This window comes from Noviherbaspirillum sp., from assembly GCF_036563305.1.
GTDB lineage: Bacteria > Pseudomonadota > Gammaproteobacteria > Burkholderiales > Burkholderiaceae_D > Noviherbaspirillum.
The window spans coordinates 71,055-88,914 of sequence record NZ_DATCMQ010000008.1 but is presented as its reverse complement, the minus strand read 5'-3'; the positions used below and the strand labels follow the sequence as shown (position 1 = coordinate 88,914).

The 17,860-nt window shown below is 61.2% G+C and carries 22 protein-coding genes, 3 tRNA genes and 1 pseudogene; 20 read left to right on the top strand and 6 right to left on the bottom strand.

Annotation, left to right across the window (positions count from 1 at the left end; genetic code table 11):
• Positions 1-16: 16 nt before the first annotated feature.
• Positions 17-307 (bottom strand): hypothetical protein, encoded by a 291-nt coding sequence (locus VIM12_RS06090; RefSeq protein WP_331940724.1) that lies wholly within the window; start codon positions 305-307, stop codon positions 17-19.
• Between the two features lie 147 nt (positions 308-454).
• Here VIM12_RS06090 and VIM12_RS06085 point away from each other — a divergent pair, with 147 nt between their 5' ends.
• The 5 genes from VIM12_RS06085 (at position 455) to VIM12_RS06065 (ending at position 3,439) form a co-directional block, all read left to right on the top strand.
• Entirely contained in the window at positions 455-691 is a 237-nt protein-coding gene (locus VIM12_RS06085; RefSeq protein WP_331940723.1) for a hypothetical protein, read from the top strand.
• Between the two features lie 153 nt (positions 692-844).
• Positions 845-1,099, top strand: coding sequence for a DUF1488 family protein (locus tag VIM12_RS06080; RefSeq protein ID WP_331940722.1), 255 nt, complete (start codon positions 845-847; stop codon positions 1,097-1,099).
• Between the two features lie 141 nt (positions 1,100-1,240).
• A complete protein-coding gene (locus VIM12_RS06075; protein WP_331940721.1) occupies positions 1,241-1,561 on the top strand; it encodes a hypothetical protein in 321 nt (106 codons plus the stop codon).
• 475 nt (positions 1,562-2,036) lie between these two features.
• Positions 2,037-3,251 carry a mechanosensitive ion channel family protein gene (locus tag VIM12_RS06070; RefSeq protein ID WP_331940720.1) on the top strand — a complete coding sequence of 405 codons (1,215 nt, stop codon included), beginning with the start codon at positions 2,037-2,039 and terminating at the stop codon, positions 3,249-3,251.
• Positions 3,252-3,316: 65 nt separating this feature from the next.
• The gene (locus VIM12_RS06065; RefSeq protein WP_331940719.1) at positions 3,317-3,439 is read left to right on the top strand and encodes a hypothetical protein; all 123 of its coding nucleotides are present in this window, start codon (positions 3,317-3,319) and stop codon (positions 3,437-3,439) included.
• Positions 3,440-4,159: 720 nt separating this feature from the next.
• Here VIM12_RS06065 and VIM12_RS06060 read toward each other — a convergent pair.
• Entirely contained in the window at positions 4,160-4,336 is a 177-nt protein-coding gene (locus tag VIM12_RS06060; RefSeq protein ID WP_331940718.1) for a hypothetical protein, read from the bottom strand.
• 176 nt (positions 4,337-4,512) lie between these two features.
• Here VIM12_RS06060 and VIM12_RS06055 point away from each other — a divergent pair, with 176 nt between their 5' ends.
• Together VIM12_RS06055 and VIM12_RS21290 are read left to right on the top strand one after the other, a co-directional pair.
• A complete protein-coding gene (locus VIM12_RS06055) occupies positions 4,513-4,740 on the top strand; it encodes a hypothetical protein (RefSeq protein ID WP_331940717.1) in 228 nt (75 codons plus the stop codon).
• A gap of 121 nt (positions 4,741-4,861) precedes the next feature.
• Complete coding sequence (locus tag VIM12_RS21290; RefSeq protein WP_414691758.1) at positions 4,862-5,308, top strand: J domain-containing protein; 447 nt, start codon at positions 4,862-4,864, stop codon at positions 5,306-5,308.
• Positions 5,309-5,338: 30 nt separating this feature from the next.
• Here the strand turns inward: VIM12_RS21290 and VIM12_RS06045 are convergent, their stop codons facing one another.
• Positions 5,339-5,608, bottom strand: a complete 270-nt coding sequence (locus VIM12_RS06045) for a hypothetical protein (RefSeq protein ID WP_331940716.1) — start codon at positions 5,606-5,608, stop codon at positions 5,339-5,341.
• Positions 5,609-5,805: 197 nt separating this feature from the next.
• Here VIM12_RS06045 and VIM12_RS06040 point away from each other — a divergent pair, with 197 nt between their 5' ends.
• The 6 genes from VIM12_RS06040 to VIM12_RS06015 all read left to right on the top strand — a co-directional run bounded on the left by VIM12_RS06040 (position 5,806) and on the right by VIM12_RS06015 (position 8,655).
• A complete protein-coding gene (locus tag VIM12_RS06040) occupies positions 5,806-6,117 on the top strand; it encodes a hypothetical protein (RefSeq protein ID WP_331940715.1) in 312 nt (103 codons plus the stop codon).
• A 135-nt stretch (positions 6,118-6,252) separates the two neighbouring features.
• A tRNA-Asn gene (locus VIM12_RS06035) sits at positions 6,253-6,328 on the top strand.
• Between the two features lie 111 nt (positions 6,329-6,439).
• Positions 6,440-6,745, top strand: coding sequence for a hypothetical protein (locus VIM12_RS06030; RefSeq protein ID WP_331940714.1), 306 nt, complete (start codon positions 6,440-6,442; stop codon positions 6,743-6,745).
• Positions 6,746-6,826: 81 nt separating this feature from the next.
• Positions 6,827-7,735, top strand: a complete 909-nt coding sequence (locus tag VIM12_RS06025; RefSeq protein ID WP_331940713.1) for a YihY/virulence factor BrkB family protein — start codon at positions 6,827-6,829, stop codon at positions 7,733-7,735.
• Between the two features lie 159 nt (positions 7,736-7,894).
• Positions 7,895-8,311 carry a cupin domain-containing protein gene (locus VIM12_RS06020; protein WP_331940712.1) on the top strand — a complete coding sequence of 139 codons (417 nt, stop codon included), beginning with the start codon at positions 7,895-7,897 and terminating at the stop codon, positions 8,309-8,311.
• A gap of 95 nt (positions 8,312-8,406) precedes the next feature.
• Positions 8,407-8,655 carry a hypothetical protein gene (locus VIM12_RS06015; RefSeq protein ID WP_331940711.1) on the top strand — a complete coding sequence of 83 codons (249 nt, stop codon included), beginning with the start codon at positions 8,407-8,409 and terminating at the stop codon, positions 8,653-8,655.
• Positions 8,656-8,757: 102 nt separating this feature from the next.
• On the opposite strand, the gene VIM12_RS06010 is transcribed toward VIM12_RS06015, so the two are convergent.
• A complete protein-coding gene (locus tag VIM12_RS06010) occupies positions 8,758-9,570 on the bottom strand; it encodes a YdcF family protein (RefSeq protein WP_331940710.1) in 813 nt (270 codons plus the stop codon).
• Between VIM12_RS06010 and VIM12_RS06005 the strand changes: the two genes are divergently transcribed.
• The 3 genes and pseudogenes from VIM12_RS06005 (at position 9,569) to VIM12_RS05995 (ending at position 11,549) form a co-directional block, all read left to right on the top strand.
• Positions 9,569-9,832 carry a type II toxin-antitoxin system RelE/ParE family toxin gene (locus VIM12_RS06005; protein WP_331940709.1) on the top strand — a complete coding sequence of 88 codons (264 nt, stop codon included), beginning with the start codon at positions 9,569-9,571 and terminating at the stop codon, positions 9,830-9,832. The genes VIM12_RS06010 and VIM12_RS06005 overlap by 2 nt on opposite strands.
• Positions 9,801-10,070: pseudogene (locus tag VIM12_RS06000) on the top strand (helix-turn-helix domain-containing protein); the annotation flags it as partial. The gene VIM12_RS06005 and the pseudogene VIM12_RS06000, both read left to right, overlap by 32 nt.
• 804 nt (positions 10,071-10,874) lie before the next feature.
• The gene (locus VIM12_RS05995) at positions 10,875-11,549 is read left to right on the top strand and encodes a hypothetical protein (protein ID WP_331940708.1); all 675 of its coding nucleotides are present in this window, start codon (positions 10,875-10,877) and stop codon (positions 11,547-11,549) included.
• 523 nt (positions 11,550-12,072) lie between these two features.
• On the opposite strand, the gene VIM12_RS05990 is transcribed toward VIM12_RS05995, so the two are convergent.
• Positions 12,073-12,163: transfer RNA gene (locus VIM12_RS05990), tRNA-Ser, on the bottom strand.
• Positions 12,164-12,316: 153 nt separating this feature from the next.
• A complete protein-coding gene (gene acs, locus VIM12_RS05985; RefSeq protein WP_331940707.1) occupies positions 12,317-14,299 on the bottom strand; it encodes an acetate--CoA ligase in 1,983 nt (660 codons plus the stop codon).
• Between the two features lie 248 nt (positions 14,300-14,547).
• Between acs and VIM12_RS05980 the strand changes: the two genes are divergently transcribed.
• The 4 genes from VIM12_RS05980 (at position 14,548) to VIM12_RS05965 (ending at position 17,763) form a co-directional block, all read left to right on the top strand.
• Entirely contained in the window at positions 14,548-15,168 is a 621-nt protein-coding gene (locus VIM12_RS05980; RefSeq protein WP_414691757.1) for a YqhA family protein, read from the top strand.
• 18 nt (positions 15,169-15,186) lie between these two features.
• Positions 15,187-16,725: a fumarate hydratase gene (locus VIM12_RS05975; RefSeq protein WP_331940705.1), complete on the top strand. Its 1,539-nt coding sequence runs from the start codon at positions 15,187-15,189 to the stop codon at positions 16,723-16,725.
• 10 nt (positions 16,726-16,735) lie between these two features.
• Entirely contained in the window at positions 16,736-17,590 is an 855-nt protein-coding gene (gene murI, locus VIM12_RS05970) for a glutamate racemase (protein WP_331940704.1), read from the top strand.
• 97 nt (positions 17,591-17,687) lie between these two features.
• Positions 17,688-17,763, top strand: a tRNA-His gene (locus tag VIM12_RS05965).
• The last annotated feature ends 97 nt before the right edge of the window (positions 17,764-17,860 follow it).

Here is a 17,860-nt window from a genome sequence, read left to right as displayed (position 1 = left end):
CGGGCGATCTCCCTGCTCAGGTGCCCGGCGCCTCGATACGGTGCTCCACCTGCGTGCTTTCGTCGCCGATCTTGCTGTGCCATGCCTTGACAAAGTACACCTTCTGTTCGGGCCCCGGTTCTTCGAACCAGACGACGATCAGCGTCCCCTTATGGTCATGCAGGTGCGCCAGCTTCCCCAGGAAGGCGGAATCGCCGGCGCTGTCGGCGAGCGCCAGGGCGTAGCCGTAAACCCGGTTCACCCGCTCGATTCGGTCCGGTTCGGTATTGCTGTTTGTCGCGCTGATCTTCGGATGGTCCAGATACATGCATGCTCTCCAGGCGTGGCTGAGTCAGCATTGTTTGCGAGGCAGCGCCTGGATGCAAGCAGTGAACGCCTCTTTCTTCGGAACGATCGGTACGTGCGGCTGCCAAATTCTCGTCTCGCCTCCTCTACGTCACATCACCCGCCCCTGATGCTGCTCCTCGTGGAAACCATGCCCGGCCCGCACGGCGACTTGCAGCCTTGTGGGTTCAAGCTGGGCGAAGCCCAACTCACCGTCCTGCAGATCGTCGATCGATGGATCGGACAGGACCAGAATTACTTCAAGCTGCAGGCGAGCGACAACGCCCTCTATATCCTTCGTCACAATCTCGTCCCGGATACCTGGGAGCTCACTCTGTTCCAGTCGACGCCGGCAGGCCTGGCGTAGCCCACGCCGTGCGCATGCACAAGTCGCGCGCAGGAAGCGCGACCATGTCGTTCGTCCTCGTTGAGCACCGTCAAGACCTTGCCGAAACGACTTATTACCATGGCCCTCACTGGTTTCCATTCCTCAATCTCGACATCCATGACGGAGACAAGCATGTACAAGACAATTACGGAACCACGCGTCGGCGAAGAGGGAGTCACATTCACGGTCGAGGTCGGCTTCACCGACCGGGAGTGCCTGGTATCGCGCAACGCGCTCGCTCACCTGCGCCGCATGAAGGGCGGCCAGCTGGACTTCCTGCAGACCTATCGCGCATTTGAAGACCAGATCCACTCGGTGGCAAGGCGCCTCGTGGTGGCCGGCGTCAGTGGTTCTCCGCTCGTTCTCGGCGCCGCCTATTTCGTTTGAAGATACTCAAGGCCAGGCCCGAATGCGAGCACCCACACTCTGCGCATGAAGGCATCTCCGGAATACTGAGAATTATCAAAAAGACATCCGGACGAATGGTCAGAATAAGACCGGACTGAACTTGAACGGGGACATAGACAGATGAACCAAGTTGACGAGACCAAACCTTCGGAGCAGTTTCAATACGACCCGAACAACCTGCTGGAATCCTTGATCGAGCGCCTGAATCTGAAGAACGACGCAGCCTTGTCGCGCGCGCTCGAAGTGGCGCCGCCGCTGATCAGCAAGATTCGCCACCGCCGTCTGCCGGTCGGCGCTTCGCTGCTGATTCGCATGCACGAGGTGTCGGACCTGAGCATCCGCGACCTCCGGCAACTGATGGGTGACCGCCGGACGAAATTCAGGATCAGCGACAAGCAATTCAAGCCGAAGACGGCTTCCGCGGAAGCGTTGTCATCCTGAAGGATTGCACGGTTTCGACCGACCGGCACCGACGGTAGGGGCCGGTCGGCGGCGCGGGACGGAGACGAGCCACGGACGGGACGTCGCGCATCACGGGCGCCTCCCTTGAAGCGCCAGTCTCATGTGTGTCGCCTGCTGGTTGGCAATGCGGATCAGGTCTGCAACCGGTCATAAGTTTAGCGGACGGTAACATCATGACTGTCATTTTCGACCATCAGGTTCCTCGCGAACCGGCGCCGGGCGACGATCCCATTCCGGATCAGCAGCCCTCGCCCGACGATGATCCGGTTCCGGATCATAACCCCGTTACCCACAGTCACAAGCGCCCGCCCAACGGCGACGCAAGTACTTGAACCAAGGGGCGCGTGGGAAGTATCGCACTAGTGCGTACCGGGCCGGCGCGCCGGCTTCGCCTGTTCCGCGGTAAATTTCTCTTCTTTCGTCTCAATTCCCGCTACACCACTGCTGCAATGCAGTGCTCTTCATCGAACTTCCGCTCACGGCGCAACTCGATTCGGCTTTCCTTCGAAAACAGGTAACACCAATGACGGAAACTGTACCGGACTGGCCGAGTACGCTCGGCTACGCGGTGATCCCCTGGATTGTGCTGGTCCGCCAGATCCCTTGGGTGAACATTTTTGTTCAGCTGCTGGTCGCATTGCCGATCGTGCTCGTCGTGCACAGCGTAGGCACGCACGCGCTCATGCGCATTGCCGCGCCGCTTCCCTATTCCAGTCGGCTGGTGCAGTACGGACACCGCGCCACCGGCGTCGTGCTGTACCTGCTCGCGGCCCAAGTCATCCTTCGCAGCGCCCCGACGGATCTTCCCGGACTGTCGACGGTCCGGCATTTCACCGGACTGAGCATCGTCTGCGGCCTCACCTGGCTGGGCTTGCGCTGCGTACGCGCCGTTACCCACACCATCCTTGAACTCAACCCGGCGGATACGCCGGACAACCTGCACGCGAGGCGGGTACAAACCCAGACCCGCGTCCTCTCACGTTCGGTGATGGCGCTCATCCTGATGATCGGTTCCGGCACTGCGCTGTCGACGCTGCCGCTGCTGCGGGAAATCGGCACCAGCCTGCTCGCATCGGCCGGCGTGGCGGGACTGGTCGTCGGCCTGGCCGCCAAACCGGTGCTCGGCAACCTGCTCGCGGGAATGCAGATCGCGCTGACCCAGCCGATCCGGCTGGACGACGTGGTGATCGTACAGAACGAGTGGGGGCAGATCGAGGAGATCACCGGCACGTACGTCGTGGTGCGGATCTGGGATCAGCGCCGGATGATCGTCCCGCTGCAATGGTTCATCGAGAATCCCTTCCAGAACTGGACCCGCAGCAGCGCGGAGATCCTGGGCACAGTCCTGATCTGGGTCGATTACCGGATGCCGGTAGAGGCTTTGCGGGAGGAAGCTGCGCGCATTTGCAAGGCGTCGCCTGAATGGGACGGGCGCCTGTGCCAGACCCACGTGGTGGAAGTAAGCGACCGGGCAATGCAGGTTCGGGTACTGGTCAGTGCGGGGGATGCCGGCCGGGCGTGGGATCTGCGCTGCAAGATGCGCGAAGCGCTGGTTGCCTTCATGCAGAGAGAATACCGCGCCTTTCTACCGCGCCTGCGGACGGAAGTGGAAGAGGACGCCGTCATGCCCAGTGCCGCGCCCGTTCTGTCCAGAGCGCAACAGGCTTGAGAAAGCACAAACGTGCGCCGGCGACCTGTTGCTACATTCTCCCTCCACCCTTGGAGGAGACCCTCATGCAAGACTACTTCGAACGCTACAGAAAAGCCTGGGCGCTGAACGAGCAGCTGATTGCCGCAACGGTGGAGTGCTGGACCGCCTGGTCATACCCGGCGATCCACTTCGCGAAGTACCTGTGAATTCCGGCGGTGCCCCCGTTTTCATCAGCGCAAAAAAGGGCAATCAAATCAGGCACCTGAATAGGCTCTGCGAAGCTTATCCACAGAATTGACCACAGATTTTGTGGGCAAGCGCACGGTAGGCATCTGAGCAAAATCCGCAAAACATGCCGGGGAGCCGGTTGTCTCGCTGGCAGGCAAAAAACCATTGCGCGGTGCTTCAGGTGCGCGTGCCCGACCGGGCCTCCGGCTTTTAGGCGGCATCCCCGCAAACGCCGCCTCCAGGACGACGCGAACGATTTCCCGGTCAATGGAGGCTTCGTTGGCGCCGGCATGGCGAGGAAGCAATCCCGCCTCGACTGCCTTTTCACCGCGGCCTCCAGCATCTCATGCGTGATGTTCATGCACCCTCCGTTCGCATTCCGCAGCCGAACTGCGCCTGACAACTTGGACAAGCCGCTTCTGTCCGGTCATTGTGCAATTCAGTAATGACGGGCCGATGAACACGCAGGTTCAGCCGGCGGCCTAGTCGCGGAAAGCGGAGCAAGGGACATGCCGTACGGGCAAGATGCAGGCCGTGGCGGGAATTGAGCGAGATGCGGACCGTGGATAGCCCGGAATGGTGCGGGCGCAATGACAGCGCCGTTTCGCATCTTGTAGTGCAAGCAGCAGGATCGCGTCTGCCGTGACCCGTGTGGAGGAGAACGTCCGGCAGAGTGGAATGGAGGTCAGGCCCCAGCGTTATCCATGGACCAGTTGTTCGGCATTGCGCGCCTCGTCGACTGCGCGCAGTGCCGCGGCAAGCATGTCGAGTTGGCGCTGCCCGGAGACCATCACCGTCGGCAGGCCGCAGGCACGGACTGCTTCTTCAAGCTGGCGCAGTGCTGCAATTTCAAGGTTCCGGGATTCACTTGACATTATTGCTATTCCTGTTTGGGAAGTGAGAAGGCGTCTAGACCCGTATTCTACGAAATTGTTCCCAGGAACAACATAGGGAGGCCGATTGCGCGCTTAATTTTTTGGGGAAGAGGAATGACCAGGGTCAAGCGCAGCCACCCGGCCGCTGCTAGCATGATCAAGTCGAGGAGCAAGACATGCAGATTGAAACAGTGGGGCAGTACCAGTTGCATTTGATCGCCCATGAACTTCCCGCCGGCGGCTGGGATCCCTTCGTCAGCATTTATCGGTTCGATTCACGGGCCGACAACTTCCAGTGCGTATTGGACAAGCGGCATGTCGAGGGGCGGTTCGAGAGCTACGAGGACGCAATTGATGCCGCGGTCCGCGCTGGAAATACACTCATCAAGGACCAGGGGCTGTAGTCAAATTGATAAACTGCAATAATCCCGGGGCAAACATGATTTACGATAGGTTTGGCCCGAGCTGTTGCGTCTCCAGATCGCCCGCCATTTCATTTCTGTCCGACTCTTCCTTCTTCGCACCATGGCAAACGTCCATACGCACTACGACAACCTGAAGGTGGCGCGCGACGCACCGCCCGAGGTGATCAGGGCTGCGTACAAGACCTTGTGCCAGAAGTACCATCCGGACCGTCATGGCGACAGCACGGAAGCGATCCGCGTCATCCAGATCATCAATACCGCCTACGCCGTCCTGTCCGACCCGGCCAAGAGGCGTGAGCATGATGAGTGGATCGCGCGCAGCGAAGCGCAGGCCGCAACCGGGTCTGCACGCGAGGAGCGGGCCGATTTCATCGGCGGGCACTTCGTCCGCAGCACGCCCGGCAGCAAGACCCTCCGGTCCCGCCGCAAGCCTTCAGTGCACAGCCTCTATTCGGGCCAACGGCCGTCCCAACAGTTGCAGCGCGCCTTGCATCGGGCACTGGTGTCGCTGGAGGAATTCACCAAGAAGCTGTTCAGGAAAGCCTGACGCACTCGCCGTCTTAAGAGACGCCGACGGTCACTCGAGATCGATACCGCGCTTGGCGCGTTCCAGCTTGGCCAGCAATGCGGCAATGGAGGCAGCATTGAACAGCTCGGCTTCACCGGGTCCGAGCTGGCGTCCATTCTGCATCTCGTGGATTGCTGAAAGCAGTTCCAGCACCAGGCCATAGCGGCAGGCTGCCTCAACGAGTATCTCGAGTCTTTGGGCAGTTTGTTCGACAGCGGCCATAGGAAACCTCATCCAGCGCCAGAGCGGCAGTATTTGTTCTTCGTACGGAAATCCCATCGGAAGTTCCGGCACCGTCCGCAAGGATCGGAGTCACATCGCGCATCGGCCGGAGAACTTGTTCGCCTTCAGCGATTCCAAGCCTTCATGGTGTTCCGTCTTGCGCAGACAAGCGATACAGGGGAACCTGCGACGTCAGCCGCATTCTTCCGGTTCTTCGCCACGCGCGTGACCCGCACCAACAACGACAAGGCAGCGTGAAGACGTACTGCCTGGAAATCAGCCGAATTATTGTGCAGTTGTGCGAGGCCGCCATGGAAAAGCGTCAGTCACGTTCATTGACCAAGCCAATTCCGCCTGTCAGTGATGCGCGTTACACCTCCCCCATCAAGCTCGGGAAGACTTCCCCGAAACAGGAGAAGCTGAGCCGCGAGGACATATCCCGCTGTATCAGCATCTGGGCGCATGTGTACCGGCAGACCGAGGACAAGTCGGATCCGCGCGACCTGTTCCTTCCTTCGAGACCATGGATGGGCCGCGATCCAAACAGTATTAAACGCTTCGAATAGCGAAGCCGGGCCGGGCCGGAAATGCGGCAGCGGACGCCGCGGCATGGCGAATCATGCCGCGGGCGACCGCCGGACCGTACGCCGCGCGATACGCTTTGACTAGACGGTGAGGCCGCCCTATAATGCCGCCTCCTTTCCCCGATAGCTCAGTCGGTAGAGCGACGGACTGTTAATCCGCAGGTCCCTGGTTCGAGTCCAGGTCGGGGAGCCAGGCTTCTTCTGCGCCTGCCTGCTGTTGCGCCTGAACGCGCGCATCGGCTGCAAGCGCGCCGTACGCATCTCGTACGGCGCTTCTCATGCCACCTGTATCCGGGGATTCCGATTGAGCCGACAGCACGACGCGAACGCCGCCATTCTTGATGAACTGGTCGCACTCGTCGAGAAGGCCTCCCGCACCATCCACCATCTGCAGCAGGAGATCAACGTGCGCGACGAGCGGATCGCCGCCCTGGAAGCAGCGCGCGCGGAACTCGAAAAGGATGCCTACTGGTGCAGGTGGTTCCGCGCCCAGTACCGCAACTCGCCCATCCTTTCCGCCGTCGACGCCGCGTTCGACAGCGCCCACGCGAACTTCGCGAGCTCCATCGGCGCGGGACGGGATGACGGCAAGCGCCGACGCGACAAATGACGGGCATGACGGATACCAAGCCAGCCCGGGCGGGCATGCGCTAAGGTAGGCTTTTGCGCATCCACAGGCGCGTACAGCCGCATGCAAAACAATGACCCAGGCACTGCAACGATCTGGACCCGTCCCGGCGCGTTCTTCCTGCGCGCGCTGAAAAGCTTCCGGGGCAACCAGGGGCTGCTGCTTGCCGGTGCCGTGGCCTACTACGCCCTGCTGTCCATCGTGCCGCTGATGATCGTGACCGTCATCGCGCTGTCGCACCTCATCGACGAGACCGAGTTGCTGCAGACGCTCGCGATCTATCTTGAATGGCTGTTGCCCGGGCAATCCGGCGCCATCGTCGCCGAGCTGTCGAACTTCCTCGCCCACCGGGAATTCATCGGGCCCTTGCTTGCGGTGACCCTGCTCTTCTTCAGCTCCCTGGCCTTCACCGTGCTGGAGAACGCGATGTCCGTGATCTTCTTCCATCGTGTGGCGATCCGTCGCCGGCACTTCCTGGTCTCGGCGTTGCTGCCCTATTGCTACATCCTGTTCCTGGGCGTCGGCCTGTTCCTGGTGACGGTGGTCGCCGGCAGCCTGCAGGCGCTCGGCGACGACAGCGTGCGCCTGTTCGGCCACCGCTGGCAGCTTGACGGCGTGTCGGGCGCGCTGCTCTACCTGCTGGGCCTGGCAGGGGAAATCCTGGTGATCACCTCGGTCTACCTCGTGATGCCGGTCGGCCGCCTGTCGCTGCGGCACGCGCTGATCGGCGGCGTGACCGCGGCGTTGCTATGGGAAGTGACGCGCCACCTCCTCGTGTGGTACTTCGCCACGCTATCGCAGGTCAACGTGGTGTACGGATCGCTCACCACGGCCATCGTGGTCCTGCTCAGCCTCGAGGCCGCCGCCGCGTTGCTGCTGTTCGGCGCGCAGGTCATCGCCGAATATGAACGCGATCTTCACCACGGGAACGACGCCCGTCCGCCCCAGCCCTTTCGCACCGACCGGCGCTAGCATCGCTCGCCTCCGCATCTCCCCGGCTCAGCTGCCCTGCCCGGAGGACAACCGCGCACATTCTCCTTTGCGCCACAATGCGCACGAAGACGCCGTCAAAACCGCAGGACCGCATGACCCAGGTGCTAACATTCCTGCATTGAACAGCAAGGGGCAGACATGGAGCGGCCGGGTGCCAGGCGCATCATCGCAGTGAAACCGGAACGGGAGTTGCTGACCCCGCAACGCCTCCCCTATTTCATCGGCATCTCGGGCAGCACGGCGGGAAGCCGGGCGCTGTCGATGCACATCGTCGTGATACCGCCGGGCGCCCGGGCAGAGCCGCACATTCACGAAACACACGAAACAGCGATCTATGTTCTGCAGGGACGGGTGGAGACACGACATGGAGAGGGTCTGTCCGAGTCCATCGTCAGCGAAGCCGGTGATTTTCTGTTCATCCCGCCCGGCGTCCCGCACGAGGCGATCAATCTGAGCGCGACAGAACCTGCAAGGGCGATCGTCGCACGCAATGATGCGGGCGAACAGGACAAGGTACGGCCCTACCCTCCGCGGATTCGCAGCGGAGCATCGTGAAGCCAATCATTCACGCTTCCGATTAAAATTCTCGGGAACAATTTTGCCCGCCGGCAAATCTACAGCACACCGCTTTCTGCTTAGAGGATTTCCCCATGCTCGTGGATATTTACAAGTCGACTACGATCCCCTACCGTCACCTGGTCGTCCGTGCAGGTACCGATATTTCCGACCTCGAGAATTTTGGTTACTCGGGACAGCGCTCGGTGCCCCAGTTCGGACCGTATGCCATCGTCAAGACTGACGTGGACCTGGCGTGTGACGGCGACCCGCCGCCGGTGCTGAAGGAATGGATGACGGCGATCAAGCGAGAAGGCGGCCACTTCCTGGTACTGAACAGCTGAACCAGAGGTACCCGCCGGCTCGAGAACATCGCTTCATCGAGCCGGCGCCGGCGCAGGCCATGATTCTCCTTCCGACCGCATTGGCCCGCGCAACTTCGGCAATCATGCCAGTTCACAGGACTGCGGAAGCAACGCATTGGTCCGCCCGAGCAGGTAGTAGACGACAAGCCCGACCCACTCGCTCATCGCGTCACGCGTCCGAAGCAGATGACCGGCCAGGTCGAGCTCCAGTCGGAGCAGGCGCCCGGGTTCCGAGCGCTGGTCGACCGGATAGGGAATGACCGCCAGCCCGGCCCTGCAAAACCCGCCCATTGCCCGCGGCATGTGGAAGGCCGAAGTCACCAGTATCCAGCGCTCACCTTGCGTCGGTCGCGCGCCCTGCACGGTCCGCAGCGCATTCTCGGCCGTGTTGCGCGACGCGCTTTCAAACTGCACCCGTGACGTCTCCAGGCCCTGCCGCCGCAACACGTCGGCAGCAATGTCCGCCTCCTTCAGCTCCTGCCCCAGAAGTTGCCCGGAGCCGCCGGAGAACACCAGCTTCGCCTCCGGATACGCGTGCGCCAGTTCGAGGAAGGCCATGTATCGTTCACCCGCCTCGCCCAGTGCCGGCTGTCCCCACGCCCGACTGCGCTGCGTCTGCTCGGCTCCGCCGAGCATGATGATGCCATCCACATCGGCCGGCAGTACCGGCTTGGCGGTGATACGGCTTTCGATCGGATGCATCAGCCATTCGTCCACCGGGAACAACGCAAGGCAGCAGAGTGACGCGAGCAAAAAACCAATCAATCGCCGCCCCGCCTTCTCCCGCCCGGCCCTCAGCAAGCCCCACCCGGCGGCAAGCAGGAGCAGGAAGAGACTATCCGGCGACAGCAGCATCCAGAACAGTTTCGACGTCCAGAAGAAAATGGTTTCCATGCATGGGCAGGAGAAGTGCGGGAAGCCGATTCTACCCTTTGCGGATGTCCAGCACGGCAAGCATATTGTGTTTGCGGTCCGCGCCCTGGCGGAGATGCCGAACTTCCAGAACGTCAAAGACCTGACGAACCATGTGCACCAGTATCGGCTCCGCGTCGGCTACTATAGAGTGTTCTTTAACTTGGACGGCGTGGTTCGCATCGTCTCAATCCAGGAAGAGAAGGAGCGCGATGAGCGGACCTACCAAAATCCAAATCATTAATGGGCCGGACGGGAAGCCCGCCTTTGTCGTCATCCCTTATGCCGATTATGTTCGGTCACAAGTGACTGAAGGCCAGCGCCGCAGCGTTCCCCATGAGGTTGTCGAATTCATGGTGGTGCACGAGATGACGCCTATCCACGCCTGGCGCGAGCACCTTGCCATCACTCAGGCGGAAATGGCCGAGTGCCTCGGCATTTCTCAGTCCGCTTACTCTCAACAGGAAGCGGCGCCGAAGAATTAGAAAGCCACTCGCGCAAAGATCGCGGCAGCGCTGGGGATCAGCCCGGGACTACTGGGCGTTTGACCTCGCCCAGCCCTACGCGATCTGCCAGAGTTGCCGGGTATTTTTTTGCGATCCAGGCGTTCTGCTCCCAGGCGCTCTCGTTCGGCCTGTACTCCACTGCGAACCGACGCCCTGACAGCCTGTTCTCACCTGTTGGCACGTTGCCGGTTCGCTCGTGGCGTGCTTCGAATGAGGTCACGGCCGCCTCAGTGATACTTTTTGCCTGCCCTCAGCTCCCAAGCTGTGATGCGTAGGTGCAGGCGCCACTGGCGCAGGGCCGGAAGCAGCAAATCCTGCTGCGACTTCAACTGGTGGCCGCAAAAGCAAAAAGGCCCGACGTTGGTTTCACAGTTCGAGTCTATTCGTCCTCCTGCATCCGGCGGCGCTCCTGAATCGTGCGTTCGCCAAAGTATTTCCGCGGGTTCCCGCACATCCAGCAGCTACAGGTCTTAGGTGTGTAGGCCACTATTCCCGCCTGCTTGCCGCTTAGACCGTGCCAGCCCCAGTATGCTTGCCGCGCCTTCTTCAACCTCTCTGCGTGGGCGCGCCGCTCTGCCCTTTTTGCCATATTCGCTCCATTCATGATTCTGAATGTGCGAAAGCCCCACTCAAGGCGGGGCTCTGGATTGGAGAAGCTGCAATTCCTTAATACGCAACTTCTCCACCGCGAATATAGCCGAAATGGTAACGGTTGTACCAGTAATTTTTCGGCTATATTTCTGGCCCGACTAGACACACCGAAACACCGGACCTCTTCATATGCAGCTCACAGTAGCCCAAACAGACCAGACTGCAACGCAGTTCACCCAACATCCGAAAGCAGCAGGTAAAACCGGCGAGCAGAAGCTCGCTACGCCCGCTTTGCAGACAATAGAGCTAAGAGGCCCAGTGCCAACTATCGTTACCAAATCCACGATCGAGATCGAGCCGAAGACGCTAAAGCTAAAGGTTGACACGCCTACCGACTGGCCAATCTTTTGGGCGACAGTCTTCGTCGGCGTTGTCGGCGCAGTGGCGACTTTTGCCATCGGTCGGCTTGCATTTGTCAGCCAGAAGAACCAAATTCGCTCTTCTACTGCGCAGTTTAGGAAAGAGTGGCAAACAGAGCTAAGACACTCTCTGTCAAAGTTCGTATCTCTCGTGTCAAGAATGGGGCACGAGATTAAAGCAAATAGCAACTACATGCAAAGCAGCGCATCGGACGACCGACTCACCGAGTTGGTAGAAATTCAAGCCAGGATTGAGATGATGCTCGACCCGCAGAAACGCTATTCGGAAGAACTGATCAAGAACATGGAAACGATCGTCGATCTGCTACAAGAAGACCCGATTGATCTCGATGCAATCGAGCGGCGAGCCCTTGAACTTATAAATCAGTCGCGGGCCGTCCTCGAAAAGACGTGGCAAGACATCCGTGAGGATTTGGGCGGGTAATAGGACGAGGCGCCAGTCTAGAATTGCGCCCGTCCATATTCGATTTGTCGAGCAGCACCTACGTCTACAATAGCCCCCTCGTCACAAACTTCATCCGAACCATGATCTTGGCATCCTCTGAGCCGCCGACGCTCCCGAATCGCCAGACTTAAGAACCCGACTGGTACCGCCGCAGGATGGCGTCTTTGTAGACCGGCATCAGCCTGTCGAAGCATGCATTGACCCGACGCGTGCCAAGCTCGGATCCGCGACCGCCCGCCCGTACAAAACGCGGTACAAGTATGCGACCGTCGCGCTGATTTCAGGGGCTAATCCGGCCTTCATCGCCAAGCCGCTAGGCAACAGCACGAAGATGCTGTGCGACTGGCCGCTGATTAAGGAGATCAAGATAACGAGGAGATGGCAAAGATAGAGGGTACACCGTCGGTCAAAACTATCCCGGAGTTAACTCGCAAGACAACAGAATAGCGAAGCGGAAAAGAAGAACGCCTGAAACTCACTGAGAATCAGGCGCTTACGTAGGTGGCGGAGAGAGGGGGATTCGAACCCCCGATAGGCTATGAACCTATACACGCTTTCCAGGCGTGCGACTTAAACCACTCATCCATCTCTCCTGGATTCGGCTTCGCAGTCGTGCGAAGCCGCACATTATAGCAGCAGTTCGCGAAGGATCTGCAAGATTTCACGGGGGCATGGTATCGAAAGCAAGAGGGCGCGGCTTTTGGCCGCGCCCTCTTGCTTTGTCTCCCCCGTAGTCCGGCGCTTGCTTATTGCGCCTGCTTGAGTTGCTCCAGGATGGCTGGGTTCTCGAGTGTGGATACGTCCTGCGTGATCTCTTCGCCCTTGGCGAGTACGCGCAGGAGGCGGCGCATGATCTTGCCCGAGCGGGTCTTGGGCAGGTTGTCGCCGAAACGGATTTCCTTGGGCTTGGCGATGGGGCCGATTTCCTTGGCGACCCAGTCGCGCAGTTCCTTGGCGATCTGCTTTGCCTCGTCGCCGGTCGGGCGGGCGCGCTTGAGGACGACGAAGGCGCAGATGGCTTCGCCGGTGGTCTCGTCGGGCTTGCCGACCACGGCGGCTTCCGCCACCAGCGGATTGGCGACCAGCGCGGATTCGATTTCCATCGTGCCCATCCGGTGGCCGGAGACATTAAGCACGTCGTCGATGCGGCCGGTGATGGTGAAGTAGCCGGTCTTCTCGTTGCGCACCGCGCCGTCGCCGGCAAGGTAGGTCTTGCCGCCCAGCTCCTCCGGGAAGTAGCTCTTCTTGAAACGTTCCGGGTCGCCCCAGATGGTGCGGATCATTGCCGGCCATGGGCGCTTGACGACCAGGATGCCGCCCTGGCCGTTGGGCAGATCGTTGCCGGTCTCGTCGACCACGGCGGCCTGGATACCGGGCAGCGGCAGCGTGCAGGAACCGGGGACCATCGGCGTGGCGCCTGGCAGCGGGGTGATCATGTGGCCGCCCGTCTCGGTCTGCCAGAAGGTGTCGGCGATCGGGCATTTCTCGTTGCCGACATTCCGGTAGTACCACATCCAGGCTTCCGGATTGATCGGTTCGCCGACGGAACCGAGCAGGCGCAGGCTGGACAGGTCGAAATTCTTCGGATGGACCTTGGCGTCGGCCTCCGATGCCTTGATCAGCGAACGGATCGCCGTCGGCGCAGTGTAGAAGATCGTGGCCTTGTGCTTCTGAATCATTTCCCAGAAGCGGCCGGCGTGCGGGAAGGTCGGCACGCCTTCGAACACGATCTGAGTGGCGCCAACCGCAAGCGGACCGTAGGCAATGTAGGTGTGGCCGGTGACCCAGCCGATATCGGCCGTGCACCAGAATATGTCGGTCGGCTTGATGTCGAAGGTCCACTTCATGGTCAGCATCGCCCACAGCAGGTAGCCGCCGGAGGAGTGCTGGACGCCTTTGGGCTTGCCGGTGGAGCCGGAGGTGTACAGGATGAACAGCGGGTGTTCCGCGCTGACCCATTCCGGTTCGCAGGTGGTGGCCTGGCTGGCAAGCACGTCATGCAGCCAGAGGTCGCGGCCGGCCTGGAAATTCACATTGCCGCCGGTGCGCCGGTAGACCACGACCTTGCGGATGGAATCGCAGCCGCCCATGGCGAGTGCCTCGTCGACGATGGCCTTGAGCGGCAGCTGCTTGCCGCCGCGGACCTGCTCGTCGGCGGTGATGACGGCGACCGCGCCGGCGTCGATGATGCGCTCCTGCAGGGATTTGGCGGAAAAACCGCCGAAGACCACCGAGTGGGTTGCGCCGATGCGGGCGCAGGCCTGCATGGCGGCGATGCCTTCGACCGACATCGGCATGTAGACGACCACGAGGTCGCCCTTCTTGATGCCGATGGATTTCAGGCCGTTCGCGAACTGGCAGACCTTGTCGTGCAGTTGCTGGTAGCTGACCCGGGTGACGGTGCCGTCGTCAGCTTCGAAGATGATGGCGGTCTTCTCCGCGTTGCCGTTTTGGAGGTTGCGTTCCAGGCAATTGTAGGAGACGTTGAGCTGGCCGTCCTCGAACCACTTGTAGAACGGCGCCTGCGATTCGTCGAGAACCCGGGTGAAGGGCTTGTTCCAGGCCAGGTTGCTCCGGGCCAGCTCGGCCCAGAAGCCTTCGTAGTCGCGCTCCGCGGCGGCGCACATGGCCTGGTAGCTCTCCATGCCCGAGATCGCCGCGCCGCGCACGAGTTCGGACGGCGGATTGAAAACACGGTTCTCCTGTTTGAAGGTCTCGATGTCGGCCATGGACGTCTCCCGCTGAGGTTTGGTTTGGTGTGCGACCTTAAGCCCTTACTCTTACTTAAGCCTTACACATGCTTTTTTGGCAAGGTCGTGGAGCGCCTTGCCGGGTTCCAGCGTTATAGTCCGCGCTTGTCGTTCTGCCATTGATATGCGTCAGTTTGCGCTGCACAGGAAAAACACCGATGCCGGAGCGAAAGCAGCGGGCGCGTGTAAAATGCACGGGTTTTGTCCAGGCCGTTTTCCCTCACGTCATGAATCCCACGGAAAAAGAAACTTCGAAGGCCACGCGGCCGATCCGCCCCCTGCCCAACCTGATTTTCATGAGCCGCTGGCTGCAGCTTCCGCTGTACATCGGCCTGATCCTTGCGCAGGGCGTCTACGTCTATCATTTCTGGGTCGAGCTGGTCGACCTGATCGGCGCCGCGATGGGCAACGCCTCGGCGCTCGACCATATCATCGGCGCCGTGGCGATCGAGGGTGCGCCGCGCCCGACCAAGCTCACGGAAAGCATCATCATGCTGGTCGTGCTCGGCCTGATCGACGTGGTGATGATCTCGAACCTGCTGATCATGGTGATCGTCGGCGGCTATGAGACCTTCGTCTCGCGGATGCACCTGGAAAGCCACCCGGACCAGCCGGAATGGCTGTCGCACGTGAACGCGTCGGTATTGAAGGTGAAGCTGGCGACGGCCATCATCGGCATCTCCTCGATCCACCTGCTCAAGACCTTCATCAACGCCAACGCCTACGACGCCAAGACGCTCATCGCGCAGACCGCCATTCACATTGCCTTCCTGCTGTCGGCAATGGCGATCGCGGCATGCGACCGCATCATGGCGCCGGCGCTCGAGCACAGCAAGAATTCCCACTGACACCAAGCACGAACCATCATGACCATCATCAAGCAAGAAGACCTGATCGAATCGGTAGCGGCCGCGCTCCAGTACATCAGCTACTACCATCCGGTCGACTACATCCAGCACCTGGCGCGCGCCTACGAGAGCGAGCAGAGCCCGGCGGCGAAGGATGCGATCGCGCAGATCCTGACCAACTCCAAGATGTGCGCGGAAGGCCGCCGGCCGATCTGCCAGGACACCGGCATCGTCAATGTCTTCCTCAAGATCGGCATGGAAGTCCGGTTCGAAGGCTTCAGCGGCTCGATCACCGATGCCGTCAATGAAGGCGTGCGCCGCGGCTACAACAACCCGGACAACATGCTGCGCGCGTCCGTGGTCGCCGATCCGCAGTTCGAGCGCAAGAACACCAAGGACAACACGCCGGCCGTGGTGCATATGGAAGTCGTGCCCGGCAATACCGTGGACGTGCAGGTCGCGGCCAAGGGCGGCGGCTCCGAGAACAAGTCGAAGTTCGTCATGCTCAACCCGTCCGACTCGGTGGTCGACTGGGTGCTGAAGACGGTGCCGACGATGGGCGCGGGATGGTGCCCGCCCGGCATGCTCGGCATCGGCATCGGCGGCACCGCCGAGAAGGCGATGATGATGGCCAAGGAATCGCTGATGGAAAGCATCGACATGTACGAGCTGAAGCAGCGCGGCCCGCGGGACAAGACCGAAGAGATGCGCCTGGAGCTGTACGAGAAGGTCAATGCGCTCGGCATCGGCGCGCAGGGCCTGGGCGGCCTGACCACCGTACTCGACGTGAAGATCAAGATGTATCCGACGCATGCGGCCTCCAAGCCGGTCGCGATGATCCCGAACTGCGCGGCGACGCGCCACGCGCATTTCGTGCTCGACGGTTCCGGCCCGGCCTACATCGAACCGCCGGCGCTGTCCGAGTGGCCGGACGTGCAGTGGGTGCCCGACACCCAGAAGTCGAAGCGCGTCGACCTCGACACGCTGACCAAGGAAGAAGTCGCGTCCTGGAAGCCGGGCCAGACCCTGCTCCTGAACGGCAAGATGCTGACCGGCCGCGATGCCGCGCACAAGCGCATCCAGGACATGCTGGCCAAGGGAGAGTCGCTGCCGGTGGATTTCACCAACCGGGTGATCTACTACGTCGGCCCGGTCGATCCGGTGCGCGAGGAAGTGGTCGGCCCGGCGGGCCCGACCACCGCCACCCGCATGGACAAGTTCACCGACATGATGCTCGAGAAGACCGGCCTGATCTCCATGATTGGCAAGGCCGAGCGCGGCCCGGTTGCCATCGAATCGATCAAGAAGCACAAGTCGGCCTACCTGATGGCCGTGGGCGGCTCCGCCTACCTGGTGTCGAAGGCAATCAAGGGCGCAAAGGTGGTCGGATTCGCCGATCTCGGCATGGAAGCGATCTATGAGTTCGAGGTCAAGGACATGCCGGTTACCGTCGCGGTCGACTCCAACGGCATCTCGGTGCACAACACCGGCCCCAAGGAATGGGCGGAGCGCATCGCCACGGGCAGCCTGGGCAAGATCCCGGTGACGACCGCCTGACCGATCCGTCGTGGACGCAAGCTCGTCACGCACAACCCCGACGGCCGCAGGCAACGCGCCCGTCGGGGTTTTTGATTCCGGCCTCGGCGGCTTGTCGGTGCTCCGGCATATCCGCACCTGCCTGCCGCGGGAAGACCTGCTCTACTTCGCGGACTCCGGCTATGCGCCGTATGGCGGGCGCAGCGAAGAGGACATCACCGCGCGTTCGCTCGGCATCGCGGAATTTCTGCTGCAGCAGGGCGTCAAGGCGCTGGTCGTGGCCTGCAATACCGCGACCGCGGCAGCCATCCGGGCGTTGCGCGAGCGGTATCCGGACGTGCCGATCGTCGGTGTCGAGCCCGGACTCAAGCCTGCGGCAGCCCTTACCCGCAACGGCGTGGTCGGCGTGATGGCAACGCGCGGCACCCTGGCGAGCGCGAAATTCGAGACGCTGCGCCAGCAGCTTTCCCGTTCCACCGGCGTCAACTTCCTGCCGCAACCATGCGTCGGCCTGGCCGACCAGGTGGAGAAAGGCGAACTGCATTCGCCTGAAACGGCGATCCTGCTGCACGGCTATCTCGCGCCCTTGATCGAGCAGGGTGCGGATACGCTGGTGCTTGGTTGCACCCACTATCCCTTTGTGCTGCCGCTGATAGAGGAAGTCCTGCCCCGCCTGACGGCGCAACCCGTTGCCATCGTCGACACTGGCAAACCTGTCGCGAATCACCTGGCCCGCCTGCTGAAGGAGCGCAACCTGCTGCATGGGGATCGGCTGGCTGACGGCACGGTGCACGGCTATACCACGGGCAGCAAGACGACGCTCTCCGCAGCCTTTGTCAGACTGCTGGGTATCGATCCTACCGTCACGGTCGCTGGAAGCCGATAATCGTTGAGGCACGGCAAAGGAATTGATTTGCCACGGGCGAATGAAGTTTGTATAATGACGGGCTTCCTCGGTGTTGAACCGGGTAAAGACTTCAATGGTGGCCGTAGCTCAGTTGGTAGAGTCCAGGATTGTGATTCCTGTCGTCGTGGGTTCGAGTCCCATCGGCCACCCCAAGAATAAAGCCGTTTTCCGGCCTAGCGCATACTGACTTTTGGAAGATGGATTTCCAAATTTTGGAAGATGGCCAAGTCGGACCGGAAAAGAGAAGGG